Below are 13,825 nucleotides of genomic sequence, written 5' to 3' on the forward strand. Positions count from 1 at the left end.
TGGGATAACTGATTTTCTCCGCCGGGTCAGGCTCGTGGACGCGAGCCGAGCTTCATCCCATTCCAACTCCTTTCGCGTTACCAGCGGCTAGCCCCGACACCGTGACCTGAGCAATAGCAGTCTGCACTTGGCCGGCCCGTTCACCGATCGCGGCGACCAGCTTGCCGCGATCATTGGTGAAGATGGTCGCGGATTCCCTGGCTCGGGATATACCCACGTAGAAGGACTTCTGATCGACCAGGTTGGTGGCCTTGCTGTCGGCATGGATGATGACGTGGTCGGCGGTACGCCCTTGGGCAGCAAAGGCGGTATCGACATAGGCGTGAGCAATATGCCGGTCGCGGGCGGAATCGAGATGAAGCGTTTCCCTTTTGCCATGCGTGGTCTGGATGGTCGCGGTGCGAGCCTGCTGATCCACGGCAATCACCTCGGCACGTGCACCGTTGATCCGTCCCGCTTCGCGGTCGTTGCGGATGAACCGGACGGCATCGCCCGCTTTCAGGTCAATCGGCTGGGCCGAGAAGGCCTGGGCATGCCCTGCACCCCATTGCCGCAAGCGCCAGTCCACCTCGCGCCCATCTTCCGCCTTGAGCGCGATGGCGGCCCTGGCCGGATCGATGCGCTCGACGCGATAGGCTGCACCCCGCACCACGCCCTTGTCGGCATAGTCGCGATTAAAGCGGACCACGTCGCCCCTGTCGTAACTCAAGGGATCGCGCGCCTCCGCACGGGTCAGCCCCTTGTTGACGAGGGCTTCCACCGTGACGGCTGGCCCGGTCAGCGCCCCCGATGCGCTGAGCGCCGCGCGAATGTCGGCGGTCAACGCATCGCGCCCTTCGCGCGACGGCTCGATTACGATGGTGCGGGCACGCCCTGCCTTGTCGAGCCCGGCGTACCGCTCGGCGATGGCCGCAAAGCGTGTCGAGCGTTCCGCGCTCTCGATGATCTGCCCACCACCCCGGTCCAGCGCGGCCATGGCTTTCCTGGCATCCCCCTCGATCGACGCCAGCACGGCCTCCTTGGTGGCGAGATTGCTCTGCCGTACGATCTCCGCCAGCCTGGCGGTTTCCATGCCAGCGCCCTGCAACTGGGCAAAGGCCGCGCCCGCCTCGACCGAACCCAACTGCTTCACGTCGCCAACCAGCACGATGCGGGCGTCATGCTTCGCGGCGAGGTCGAACAGCCGCGCGGTATCGCGCGCCGACAACAGCGATGCCTCGTCCACGATCCACGCGGCGGGCCGGGTGGGCTCTCCACGCTCTGGCGACAGCAGGTGCCGGGCAACGGTATCGCCGCGCGTGCCCAGGGTCTCGCCCAGCACCATCGCCGCTGACGCGGTCGGAGCCAGGGCGGTCACCGCTATCCCCCGCGCCTCGGCCTCGCGGGCGAAGGTCGCCAGCACGGTTGTGGTCTTGGCGGTGCCGGCATAGCCCTGAACGGCGGTGATCCGGTTGCGGCTGGTCAGCAACTGCTCGGTGGCGGCGCGCTGATCGGGATTCCAGTCATGGCCTGTGCGCCCGGCCTGCGCCGCTGCGCTGGCAACAGCTCTGGCGGCGGCAAGCGGCGAAGCGATCGGGGCGAGGCCGCCGCGCCCCTCGGCCTCGATCCGCAGCATCCTGGCTTCGGTCTCGACATTCTGACGCGTGGTGAACCCGGCAAATTCCGCACCACGCCGGTCGATATGGGTGCGGTCGATCAAATCGCCCTGCTTGGTGGCCACCTCGATCGCCGCCCCGATCTGGGCGTACCCGATCCGACCCAGTCCGATCCTTCCGGCTTCCTCCTGCAAGGCGGCGGCGGAGAACACCGACTGCCGCTCGCCCAGCTTGTCGGCGGCATGGGCGACGGTGCCGGCGGCGGCATTCTCGCCCTGAAATTCCATTGCCGCACGATGGGTGGGATCGGCCGCCCTGACTTCGGCCTCCCTGACCATCATCAATCTTACCTCCGCCCCAAACCCCGCTTTGGCTGCCGTCTCTCGCCACTCCGCAACAAGCCCCGCATGATCAGCGGCAACCTTAGCCTCGCGGGTGTCGAGCGTGGCAACCTGCTTCTCCGCGGCGCTGGCGGTCTCTCGGGACGTGCCGCGCTCGGAAAGTGCTGCCTCGATTTCCGCGCTCCGCGTGCTGAACGCCTCGATGACTTGGTTGGAGACGCCCTTGATCTCGAACGTGGACTCCTTGCCCGCCTCGATCTCATAGCCCAATTCCCGGACCTTCAAGGCGAGTTCCTGCCGGTAGATCGCCCCGATCTGCTTTTGGAGCTGATAGATCGCGCGCGGTTCCAGGCTGCGCCAGGCACCGTCCTCGCCGTGCGTCGCGTTCAGGATGACATTGTGGGTATGAAGCTGCGGGTCCTGGGCACGGCTGGTGCCGTGCAGGAAGCTCGCGATCACTAAGTTGCCGGTCGCCTCGCGGGCAACGGTGCCGCCATCGCGGATACGGGTGGCGGCCATATGGCGTTCGACATGGGTCATTGCGGTTTTCACGGCTTGCCCATGCGCCTCGATCAACCGCCGGTCGCCCGCTACCTCGGCCATGATCGACACCGACTTGGGCGCGCTCAAGGTCACGTCCCAGCCGGGACGATGCTCCAACTGACCGTCGCGGAACGTGCCAAGCTGCTGATCGCCGATCTGGCCGTCGAGCAGAGCGCGGAACTCACCGCGATCCACCTCGCCGGACAGACCCAACGCCTCCGCGCCAGCCCCATGCCATTGGGAGGGCGACAGCCCGCCCTCGGCATAATAGTCGTCGGCCTCGTAATAGCTGCTGGCCTGCGCCGAACTGGTGAGGGCAGAGACGGAAGCCACCATCACACCGGTCCCTGACTGTCAGGCTTCGGGGAGGGTGAGGACGGCGCTGGTGATGGCGGCGCTGCGTGCGCAGCCTGTCCCCAGAGCATGGTCGCCGGATCGGCAGCAATGAACCCCAGCTGGCGGGGCGCACCACGCCGCGCGATGTGATCGGCGGCCAGCCTGATCCTGGCCACCGGCAGGCCGTCAGGGAGCAGGAGATAGCCGTCGTGCCGCGCAAGGCGGAGCTGGCTCTCCATGACGGCGGGCCGCACCTCGCGCATCCGGCCCAGATTGATGCGGTGGCCTTCATCGCCGTCACCCAGCATGTCGGTCTTGGTGCGGATCTCCATCTCTGAAGTGCCAATGGTCTGGCTGGCCCATTGGCGGGTGTCGCTGTCGATGGTTTGCAGGAACAGCTTGGTGTTGCAGCAGCCCAGCATGGATTCAGCGATCTGCGGCCCATAGCGGTGCTGCATCTGCCCCAGCGCCTGGAAGGTCAGCACCACTGCTGCGCCGAACTTGCGGCCCTCGGGCAGCAGCCGCGCCAGATTGTCGACGCGCGGCAGGTCGGCCAGTTCGTCCAGCACGAACCAAATACGCCGGTCCTCGGAAGGGCGGAGGCCCAGCACCGCGCTGGCCGCACATTCCAGCCAGCAGGCGAGAAGGGGTTTGGAGGCTTCGAAGTAATCCTCCTTCCTCGGCACGAATATCCATGGCCGCGCACCGGGATGCCGGTCTAGCGCTTCGATGAAGCTGCGGAAGGCGAAGGGTTTGGCCTTGCCGTCCTCGGCCCGCAGGAACTGGATCAGGTCCGCTGCCTTCGCCAGCATGAACAGCACGCTGCCGGTGGCCCGGTCGGCATCGTCGGCGAAAGTCCGCGCCGACGAACTGGTCGCGAGCCATTCCTTCAAGTCGTCCTTGGGCCGGTTCTTGAGGGCGTGGAGCAGGTCAGGCAGGGTGCGCCTGTTCTCCTGCCACAAAGCCCGGATCATATTGGCGACAAGGATGCGGCTGGTATCTAGCCACACGTCGCTGTCGTGCTGGCCGGTCTCGGTGATCAACTGGTGGGCGATGCGGTCGGCGTCTGCCGGATGGGCGATCTCGGCAAAGGGCGACCAGAAGGCGCAGCGGGCATCAAACGGATTGAGGATCACGTCGCCGCGCGCCGGATCGTAATAGTGCGCGATGAACTCACCGCTGGTGTCGTAGACCAGCGCGGCTTCGCCGCGCGCCTCGATGCCATCGAGCAATTGCCGCAAGGCGGTGGTCTTGCCGCTACCCGTGGTGCCGATCATCGCCATATGCCGGGTTTCCAGACGGGCGGGGATCGGCACCCTGCCGATCGACAGTGTGCGGGCGTCAGCTTGCCTGCCGGTCAGCCTCGCAAGCTGCTTCTCGTCCACCACCTGCGTTCCGCCGATCCAGCGATCGGCCAGCAGACGCTCGCGCCGCCGCGCCAGCGCGCCGCGTGAGGCGATCAAGCCCGCAAACCAGATGCCGAAGCCCAGCCAACATCCCCATTTGGCCCAGGCCCAGACCAAATCGACGCGCCGCCGGAAATAGGGATGGGCGATGATCTGGCGCGCCGATCGTCCTTCCTCGATATGGTCGGGAAAGTGCACGTCGATCCCGGTATCGGCTTCCCAGCCGGACACGGCCCAGAGCTTGGTCCTGGCCCAGTAGTAGGTGCCGGCGGCAAGCATCGTGTCGCGGCCCAGCATCACGTTGGGCAGTGCTACGCCGCCGAGAGCAACCGAGGCCAGCATGACAAGCGCCTGCCGCTTGAGGCGGGCTCCTTGCGTGCTGAGATGATGCTTGCGCAAGGCATCGGCATGGTTGCGGTGATCGTCGGGGCGGGTCATGGCCGGTTCTCCCGCGCGAGCCGCCGCTGGCGATTGTAGGCGGCGGTGATCTCCTCGGTGACGACCGCGTCGCTCTTGCGCGCGCCGCTGGCCGCACTGCGGGCGTAGCAATAGGCGGCGCAGGCGGTGAACAGCGCGCGGTCCAGCATCCGCTCTACGTCCACGATGCGCGTGCTGACCGATGTCAGTTCGGTGACGATCTCGCGGGTGTCGAGCCCTCGACCCGTCCCCTGGACGAGGGCGGCCAGTCCCGTGTCCACGACGCGGGCGAGCATGGCATATTCGCTGAGGCCGCGCTGCCTGGCGAAGCCGGCAAGGGTGCGGTGCTGGGCTGGAGAGAGCCGCACGGTCTGGGCGCGGGCGCTCATGATGCCGCTCCAGCCGAGATGCTATTCGCCATCGCGGGAAATGGCGCAATTGCGCCACTTCCGCACCCTCCCGTTTGACGGGATGCTATCCGCATCCCGTCAAACCCGCAAAAATGCTGGATGCACCCGTGCGTGAGGTGTGTATCTGAATTGTCGGCTCGATGCGTAGCATCGCAGCCCAGCAACCTTGCCATTTGGGCTACTGGATCAGGCATGACCCAGTCCCTTCCGGCAAAGGGCACACAAGCGGTCGCCGGGGTCGTCGAAACAGGAATCGCGGGCCATGTCCGGGCTTGGGTCCGGCTTGGTGTCGGCTTCACGCTTGCCGAAAATCCATGCCGCGATCATCGCCTTGGCGACTAGATCGGACACGCTCCGGTCGATGGTCTCCGGTCCTCGGGGGTGGCTGCGAAGCTCATACTCGTGGACCCATGCGACGGTCACATCCTCGATTGCCCGCTGCATCCGCTTATGCAGTTCCTGCGCCTCAAACGGGTCCAAATGTGCGGTCACGCCTGTCGTGACGATCAGGCCGCCTAACGGAAGCCAATGATCGTCCGCTATTTGCCAAGGCCCGTCGATCCGGCATGTGGAAATATCGCCGCGATAGATGGCGATGGAAGGACGTTCGCCTCGCCCCCACGGGATCAGGGAATTGCGGAGCGTGTCGCCGTCCTCGTTGTCGGCAACAATCCTGTCGAGCAGCGGCGTTACATAGGGCGCAATGCGGGCATTGATGAATGCGCGATAGGTGACGTTGCGGTCCCGGCGCAGCAGGTCGGCAAGTCGATCAACTGCCTTGCGGAAAATGAGCATAGGGCCTCCTTCCGTGAAAACACGGTTGCGAGAGTTCAGGGCTCGGGGGATGCACGTAGGCGCGGAGCGGCCCGCCAACTCAAAAGGCTGGGGTCGCGTAGCGCCTGCGGGTCAGATGACGGTTCGCGATTGCGCCAAGCGCCGGATTGACTCGGTGGTCAGCAGGGTTCGCCTGCCAATCTTGATCGCATCCAGTCCGCCGGATTTTATCAGGGCGTAAACCGATGATCGCCCGACGCCCAGCGCCTTGGCGGTATCATTGATGGATATGGCAAGTGGTTCCATGTGAGCCTCCGTAGTTGATGATTCGCGGTGGGAGACGCCTCAAGTTGCACAAGGCTGGGGCTGGGTCGTGCGGGAACCTGAAAGCCGCCTGAATCCGCCAATGTTCGAAAAGTTCGGTAAATCGGTTTTGAGAGAACCGACGTTTTCCCGCGCGTTTTCGGTAATGCGGTCTTTCATGGAGTAGGTGGATTTCGGTTATTTTTTATCGCCGCGATGATTCTCTTGGCGAATTTCCGCAATTCCGTAGGTTCAGGCACCGAAATGTTGTTGCAATGATCCTCGCTGGGATCGCAGCGGGCATGGATCAATTTCATGATCTGTGCTTCGACACGGCTGCTTTCGGGATCAATCGCGCATAGGCTCGGATGCTCGATCAGGGTCAGGAGCATTGCCTCATAGTCATATTCCTTTGGCCGTCCTCCCGCCTGCGGCCTGACCTTAAGGGCGCGGATGATTTCTTCCGGTTCCGCTTCCACGAATATCTGTGCGCTGAACCAAAATCCCTTGGGAGGCATTACAAGGCAGCGCGCGCCGGGTTCTTCAGAGAGGAGCAACCCCCTCAACCGGCCAAAAAAATGGCGACGGCTAACCGGATGCCTGGTGCCTTTTCGATCATAAAAATAGGCTTTGGGACCGGTTCGGTCGCCAAGATAGTCAAAAAGCCTTTCAAGCGTATCGATAGTGGACTGACGGCCTTTTCCATACAGGGCCGGGCGTTTATGCCGAACCAAGCCAAGCCCATACTGAAAATTTCGCCAGTATATGGCGGCTGCGGCAGCGATCAGGATCAAAGGGAAAATAAGGTAGGCTGGCCTTTGGCCAAGATCATGCTGGGCTAAAGTTTCCGCGCCCCAAACTGAGAAGCCAATCAGCGCAAAAAATGCGGATAGGGAAAACACAATGGCGCAAAACAGAAATCTGGTTTGAACCTTTCGCTCAATCCCGGCAGCAATGTTGTCGATCTCAAGAAGCGCCTCGCGTTCTGCCTCCTTGGCATACAGAAGCCTTGCAGCAATGTGCGGAAGGGCGCGGTGATGATCGCTACCGGGACGCTCTATTTGGGAGAGAGCGGGTGTCTTGCCGCCATGCATCGGTTTCCTCCTTCACGCAGTTCATCGATATAATCGCTCCACCACTGGGCCATTTCGACCCGCTCCGGCCAATAGGCCGACTGGTTGTAGATGCGCCGAACACTACCCGCGACCATATGCGCCAGCGCCCGTTCGATGGCGTCGGGGTTCCATTTGCCGGATTCGTTCAACAGCGAGGACGCAGACGTGCGGAATCCATGGGCGGTCATCTGATCCTTGGAAAAGCCCATGCGGCGCAAGGCGGCGTTGATCGTGTTATCGCTGATCGGCCTTGTCCGTGTCCTGATCGACGGGAAGGCATAACGCCCGGAGCCGGACAGGGACCGCATGTCAGTTAGGATTGCCAGCGACTGGCGGGATAGGGGCACCGAATGGGACTGGCGCATCTTCATCTTCCCTTCCGGGATGATCCAGACCGCCTTTTCAAAATTCACCTCGGCCCATTCCATCTGTCGGATTTCGCCCGGACGTTGGAAAACATGAGGTGTCAGTTTTAGGGCATACATGACAGCGGGATCGCCCTGATAATCCTCGATTGCCCGAAGCAATGCACCGAAAGCTACCGGATCGGTGATCGCGGGGAAATGCTTGACCTTCGCCGTAGTCAGCGCGCCTATCAGCAGTTGGCCCGGGTCACGCTCGGCCCGCGCTGTCGCCACCGCATAGCGAAACACACGGCTGGCGAACGCTCGGAGAAGATTCGCCGTCTCCAACCGGCCCCGTCGTTCATGCTTACGCAATTCATGCAACAGTTCCTGCGGCGTGATTTCAGCGACGGGACGCTTGCCGAAATCGCCGCCAAGCAGCTTCACGAACCAGCGCATCTTTTCCAGTGTCGGTTCCGCCAACCCCTCCCGCGTTTTCTTCTCAATCAGTTCCTCGGCCACGGTAGCGAAACTGTTGTTGGCCCGGATGCTGGCCTCAATGCGAGCCTGACGCTTGGCGACGTTAGGATCGATCGCATGGGCGAGTTGCCTGCGCGCCGCATCGCGCGCCGATCGTGCCTCGGCCAGTGTGATTTCAGGATATGATCCCAGCGCCAGCTTTCGCTCCACGCCGTCCATTCTATATTTGACGCGCCAGAGTTTGCTGCCCTTTGGATTGACCAGAAGATAAAGTCCTTGCGCGTCCGTGATCTTGTAGGGCTTTTCTCTTGGTTTGGCGTTGCGGATTGCCGTGTCGGTCAGCGCCATTGGGGGCCTCGCTTCTGTGGGGGCCTCGTGAGGCCCCGAGAAAAGGCCCCCATCATTCGCGGCTACAGGCAAATGGAGGCCATCGCCGACAACCGACGAGTAGCCTTAAACTAGCGGAAATCTGGGATTTTTTCAACTGTCAACACGCTCGCGCTGACAGGATTTTGGAGGCCCGAGCCGGAATCGAACCGGCGTATACGGATTTGCAGTCCGCTGCGTCACCACTCCGCCATCGGGCCTCGGCATGGGTGGCCGCAAATGTGCGGCTTTTGATGCAAAGTCAAGCAGCGCTGTTATATTGGGGCGCAAGATTCTGGCGCCGCGGTGCGCAAAGCCGCTTGGCGTGGCTTGTCCGCTGATTTAGAGGTCCGATTATATCTTTGCTGTATTGCTTTCCTAATACAGCTTTTCTAAAAGCTATCCCAGTCGAGGAATTGTGGTGACCGAGCAGAATTTTTCATCGATGCGGACCGCCATGGTCGAAAGCCAGCTTCGCACCAGCGATGTGGATGATCAGCGCGTGATCGCGGCGATGGCGCATGTGGCGCGCGAGGAATTCGTGCCGGCCGAGCGGCGGGCGATGGCCTATGTCGACCGGCCGGTCCCGCTGGCGAACGGGCGTGCGCTCAATCCGCCGCTGGTGACGGGCCGCCTGCTCAAGGAAGCGCAGATCCTCAAGGGCGACAAGGTGCTGCTGATCGGCGCGGCGACCGGGTACAGCGCGGCGCTGCTCGCGGCGCTGGGCGCGCAGGTCACCGCCGTCGAGGAAGAGGGCGGGCCGCAGATCGCGGTCGACGGCATCACCCTTGTCCGCGGCCCCCTGAATGCCGGTTCCGCGGCCGGCGCGCCTTATGACGTGCTGTTTGTCGACGGCGCGGTGGAGGAAGTGCCCGCCGCGCTCGTTCAGCAGCTTGCCGATGGCGCGCGGGTGGTGACGGGTATCGTCGAGCGCGGCGTCACCCGTCTGTGCAGCGGCCGGGTGGTGTCGGGCGTGCTGGGTCTTTCCCGCCTCGCCGACATCGAAATGGTTGTGCTTCCGGGCTTCGCCGCGCCGGAAAGATTTGTGTTCTGAAAGGGCCTGTTGGGGAGGACATGACGGCAAAAGTTCAGCTTCCGGGGCGCGCCGCCCTCATCCTGTTGCTGTCGATGTCCTCCACGCTGGCGGGCGCGGCCCATGCGGAGACGTTGCAGGGGGCGTTGGCCAAGGCCTACCGGTCCAACCCGACGTTGACGGGCGCGCGTGCCGGGCAGCGGGCGACCGACGAGAATGTGCCGCTTCAGAAGGCGGCGGGTCGGCCCTCTCTGGGAGCGACCGGAACCTATACGGAGAGCATTCTCAAGCCGACGATCAGTTTTACCTCGCCGCAGCGGACGGTGGATGCGAACGCGCAATTGACCGTGCCGGTCTATTCCGGCGGCGCCGTGCGCAACGGCGTGAAGGCGGCGAAGACCCGCGTTGCCGCGGGCCAGGCCGATCTGCGCGGGACCGAGGCGAGCGTCTTCTCGCAGGTGGTGGCCGCCTATATGGACGTGATCCGCGACAGTGCGGTGGTCGCGCTCAACCAGGCCAATGTGAAGGCGCTGGAGGTCAATCTCCAGGCGACCAGCGACCGTTTCGAAGTGGGTGACGTGACCCGGACGGATGTCGCGCAGTCCGAGTCGCGGCTGGCGCTCGCCCGCTCCAATCTCCAGACGGCGGAAGCGAACCTGATCGCCAGCCGGGAAAATTACATCGCGCTGGTGGGTGAGGCGCCGGGCGATCTTCAGCCGCCGCCCGAACTGCCCGGACTGCCCGCGACGCCCGACGCCGCGGTGCAGGTCGCGCTGAAGGACAATCCGGACATCCTGGCCGCGGCCAAGAGCCGGGAAGCGACGGCCTATGATGTGAGGGCGGCGAAGGCGGCGGTGTCGCCCACGCTCTCCGCCTTCACCCAGGCGGGCTACACCAATTATCTCGACTCGCTCAACGCCGTGAACAGCGCCAACGGATCGCAGATCAACAAGCAGGCGTCCGCGGGCGTGCAGATCAGCGTTCCGCTCTACCAGGGCGGGCGTCCGGCCGCGCAGGTGCGGCAGCGGCAGGCGCTCGAATCGCAGGCCATGGAACAGGAGATCGAGGTCGAGCGCGGCGTCATCGCGCAGACGCGATCCGCCTATGCGAGCTGGCAGGCCTCGCTGGAGAGCATCCAGTCGAACCAGAAGGCGGTGGACGCGGCGAACCTGTCGCTGGAAGGGGTGAGGGCGGAGAATTCCGTGGGCAGCCGCACCATCCTGGACATCTTGAATGCCGAGCAGGAGGCGGTGAACGCCAAGGTTCAACTGGTGACGGCGCGGCGCAATGCCTATGTCGCCGGCTTCAGCCTGCTGGCGGCCATGGGCCATGCGGAGGCCGACGACCTGAACCTTGAAACCGGCACCCTCTATGATCCGATGGTCAATTATGAGCGGGTGAAGGGCAAGTGGTTCGATTGGGATTTCGACCCGGCACCGAAGGTCCAATCGACGCGGACCGTTGACTCCCCGGCGCAAAACGCCAATGTGGACCCCGGTTTGGCGCAGCCTTAACGCAATTTTAACCCCGAAGGCGTTCCTTTGGTGCTATGGCGTTAACGGGGACTGGAACAGGGGTTGACCATGGGCGACATGAGCAAGGAACCCTCGATGGAGGACATCCTGTCGTCCATCAAGCGGATCATCGCTGAAGAGGGCGAGGAAGCGGTGCAGACCCTGCCGCGCCGCGTGCGCGGCGAGGCCGCGCAGAAGGTCAGGCCCGTGCCGGTCGCGGAGGCGATGTCCGACCCTGCCAGCGACGAAGTGCTGGAACTGACCGACGAGGTTGCTGTGGAGGAACCCATGCCCGCCCACCGAACGTCCCGCACCCCCCGGCCCGTTGCCGAGCAGGAGGATGCGTCCATCCTGTCCGTCGAGAGCGAAGTGGCGGCCCGGCATTCGCTGTCCGCCTTGTCCTCCATGCTCGTGACGCCCAGGGAAGGCGAGGACAATACGCTGGACGGGCTGGTGCGTTCGATGCTGAAGCCGATGCTGAAGGAATGGCTGGACGCGCGGCTGCCGCAGATGGTCGAGGATATGGTGGCCAAGGAAATCGCCCGCATCACCGGCCGTTGAGCCGGCAGCAGGCGCTGATTCGCCTATTTGTGGCGAACGGTTGCCGGTCCTGGGCGCGTTGCGTGCCTTACGCATCATGATCCGGCGATCTTTGTTCTTTTGTTACGCTCAGGTGGTTGATCCTTGCGCCATGGCGGGACGCTGCCTACACCCTTGTCCATAGCTGTCGACGCCGCCCGCACGAGAGCGGCGCGATCCGATCCAAGGGTGTTCATCCATGAAATATCTTCTGCAGGCGGGACTTGGCGCTCTGGCCCTGGCCCAATCGGCGTTGGCCGTCGCGCCGGCCTCTGCCCGGCCATTCACGCCCAGCGACATGGTCGGCCTCCGCCGCGTGTCGGCGCCGGCGGTTTCGCCGGACGGGCAATGGCTGGCCTATCAGTTGCGCGTGACCGATCTTGCGGGAAACAGGGGGCGGACGGACCTGTACCTGCTGGACCTGAGTCAGGCGGGCGCGGCGCCCCGCATGATCGCCTCCGTCGCGGATAAGAATGAAAGCGCGCCTGCCTTTTCGGCGGACGGGAAATCGCTCTATTATCTCTCCAACCAGAGCGGCGACGACCAGCTTTGGCGGGTTGCCCTGACCGGCGGCAAAAGCGAGCAGGTGACGCAGGCGCCCGGCGGGATTTCCGGTTTCCTGCTGAGTCCGGCGGGCGATCGGGTCGCGCTGTGGGCGGACCGGCCCGTAGGCGCGAAGACATTGGACGATGTGAAGGCGGCCCCGCCGCCCGGCGCGGGCACGGGCCGGGTCTATGACCAACTGTTCGTACGCCATTGGGACATGTGGGCGGACGGCCAGCGTTCCCGGATATTCGTGATGCCGCTTGGCGGCGGCAAGGCGGTGTCGGTCATGGGGGCGCTGGTCGGGGACAGCCCGTCCAAGCCCTTTGGCGGCGCAGAGGAGATTGCGTGGAGCGCGGACGGCAAGACCCTGTTCTTCGCGCTGCGTGAGGCCGGGCGGATCGAATCCCTTTCGACCGATCTCGACATTTTCGCGGTTCCCGCCGACGGCAGCGCGGCGCCCGTCAACCTGACGGACGGCAATGATGCGATGGACAGCATGCCCGCCGTCTCTCCGGACGGGAAATGGCTGGCCTATGCAGCGATGAAGCGGCCCGGTTATGAGAGCGACCGGCAGGTGCTGATGCTGCGCAACATCGCGACCGGGGAGACCAGGGCGCTGACCGAGGCGTGGGACCGGTCGGTCGCGTCCATCGCCTGGGCGGCGGACGGGAAGGGCCTTCTGGTCACGGCGGACGATGTGCTGGATCATCCGGTGTTCCGGGTGGACGCTGCGTCGGGCAGGGTCGCGCGGCTGACCCGGACCGGGCATGTGGGCAGCGTCCTGCCCTTGCCCAAAGGCGGCTTCGTCTATTCGCTCGACAGCATCCAGGCGCCCGCCGATTTCTGGAAGATGCCCGGCGGCAAGGGCAGGGCCGTGCGCTTGACCAGCGTGAATGCGGACAAGCTGGCCGGGATCGACGACGTGTCGGTGCAGCGCTTCAGCTTCAGGGGCGCCGATGGCGACACCGTCTGGGGTCAGATCGTGAAGCCGAAGGAGGGGGCGGGCAAGCTGCCGGTGGCTCTGCTGGTCCATGGCGGGCCGCAGGGCAGTTTCAACGATAGCTGGTCCTATCGCTGGAATCCCAAGGCGTTCGCCGCCCATGGCTATGCGGCGGTGATCGTCGATTTCCACGGCTCGACCGGCTATGGGCAGGCCTTTACCGACAGCATCAACAGGGATTGGGGCGGGAAGCCGCTGGAGGACCTGAAGCTGGGTCTGGCCGCCGCCGCGGCCAAGGATGCGCAGGTCGATGCGGGCAATGGCTGCGCGCTCGGCGCCAGCTATGGCGGCTATATGATGAACTGGATCGCAGGCAACTGGCCCGACGGGTTCAAATGCCTGGTCCAGCATGACGGCGTGTTCGACGCCCGCGCCATGGCCTATGAGACGGAGGAGCTATGGTTCGACGAATGGGAACATGGCGGACCCTATTATGAAAATCCGCAGGAGTTCGAGAAATGGAACCCCGTCAACCATGTGACCCGGTGGAAGACGCCGATGCTGGTGGTGACGGGGGAGAAGGACTTCCGCATTCCCTATACGCAGGGACTGGCGGCCTTCACCGCGTTGCAGCGGCGCGGCGTGCCATCGAAGCTGCTGGTGTTTCCGGACGAGAATCACTGGGTGCTGAAGCCGCGCAACTCGCTGCAATGGTATGATGAGGCGCTGGGCTGGCTGGACCGGTGGACGAAGAAATAAGGTCCCCCCCGAGGCGGCGGAAAG

At 64.1% G+C, this 13,825-nt stretch carries 11 protein-coding genes and 1 tRNA gene; 4 read left to right on the forward strand and 8 right to left on the reverse strand.

The genetic code is table 11. The annotated features are described in order from the left end of the window. Positions 1–52 precede the first annotated feature (52 nt). The 8 genes from mobF to TZ53_RS14535 form a co-directional block, all read right to left on the reverse strand. A complete protein-coding gene (mobF, locus tag TZ53_RS14495) occupies positions 53–2,815 on the reverse strand; it encodes a MobF family relaxase (RefSeq protein WP_044661738.1) in 2,763 nt (920 codons plus the stop codon). Beyond that, complete coding sequence (locus TZ53_RS14500) at positions 2,815–4,659, reverse strand: type IV secretion system DNA-binding domain-containing protein (RefSeq protein ID WP_044661739.1); 1,845 nt, start codon at positions 4,657–4,659, stop codon at positions 2,815–2,817. Before TZ53_RS14500 ends, mobF begins: the two co-directional genes overlap by 1 nt. After that, positions 4,656–5,027 (reverse strand): hypothetical protein, encoded by a 372-nt coding sequence (locus TZ53_RS14505; RefSeq protein WP_044661740.1) that lies wholly within the window; start codon positions 5,025–5,027, stop codon positions 4,656–4,658. Before TZ53_RS14505 ends, TZ53_RS14500 begins: the two co-directional genes overlap by 4 nt. 207 nt (positions 5,028–5,234) lie before the next feature. Then, positions 5,235–5,843, reverse strand: a complete 609-nt coding sequence (locus TZ53_RS14510; protein ID WP_052628217.1) for a hypothetical protein — start codon at positions 5,841–5,843, stop codon at positions 5,235–5,237. A 111-nt stretch (positions 5,844–5,954) separates the two neighbouring features. Then, the gene (locus tag TZ53_RS14515; protein WP_021225338.1) at positions 5,955–6,128 is read right to left on the reverse strand and encodes a helix-turn-helix domain-containing protein; all 174 of its coding nucleotides are present in this window, start codon (positions 6,126–6,128) and stop codon (positions 5,955–5,957) included. Positions 6,129–6,301: 173 nt separating this feature from the next. Then, on the reverse strand, positions 6,302–7,219 hold the full coding sequence (locus tag TZ53_RS26860; protein WP_157009828.1) for a hypothetical protein: 918 nt from the start codon (positions 7,217–7,219) through the stop codon (positions 6,302–6,304). Beyond that, the gene (locus tag TZ53_RS14530; RefSeq protein WP_044661743.1) at positions 7,183–8,412 is read right to left on the reverse strand and encodes a tyrosine-type recombinase/integrase; all 1,230 of its coding nucleotides are present in this window, start codon (positions 8,410–8,412) and stop codon (positions 7,183–7,185) included. The genes TZ53_RS26860 and TZ53_RS14530 overlap by 37 nt, the downstream gene beginning before the upstream one ends. A 165-nt stretch (positions 8,413–8,577) precedes the next feature. Beyond that, a tRNA-Cys gene (locus tag TZ53_RS14535) sits at positions 8,578–8,651 on the reverse strand. Between the two features lie 200 nt (positions 8,652–8,851). On the opposite strand from TZ53_RS14535, the gene TZ53_RS14540 reads away from it, so the two are divergent. The 4 genes from TZ53_RS14540 (at position 8,852) to TZ53_RS14555 (ending at position 13,801) form a co-directional block, all read left to right on the forward strand. After that, positions 8,852–9,484 (forward strand): protein-L-isoaspartate O-methyltransferase family protein, encoded by a 633-nt coding sequence (locus tag TZ53_RS14540; protein ID WP_044661744.1) that lies wholly within the window; start codon positions 8,852–8,854, stop codon positions 9,482–9,484. 20 nt (positions 9,485–9,504) lie between these two features. Then, entirely contained in the window at positions 9,505–10,977 is a 1,473-nt protein-coding gene (locus tag TZ53_RS14545) for a TolC family outer membrane protein (RefSeq protein WP_044661745.1), read from the forward strand. Positions 10,978–11,046: 69 nt separating this feature from the next. Then, positions 11,047–11,538 carry a DUF2497 domain-containing protein gene (locus tag TZ53_RS14550; RefSeq protein ID WP_044661746.1) on the forward strand — a complete coding sequence of 164 codons (492 nt, stop codon included), beginning with the start codon at positions 11,047–11,049 and terminating at the stop codon, positions 11,536–11,538. A 217-nt stretch (positions 11,539–11,755) separates the two neighbouring features. Then, positions 11,756–13,801, forward strand: a complete 2,046-nt coding sequence (locus TZ53_RS14555) for a S9 family peptidase (RefSeq protein WP_044661747.1) — start codon at positions 11,756–11,758, stop codon at positions 13,799–13,801. The last annotated feature ends 24 nt before the right edge of the window (positions 13,802–13,825 follow it).

Source organism: Sphingobium sp. YBL2 (assembly GCF_000943805.1).
Taxonomy (GTDB): domain Bacteria; phylum Pseudomonadota; class Alphaproteobacteria; order Sphingomonadales; family Sphingomonadaceae; genus Sphingobium; species Sphingobium fuliginis.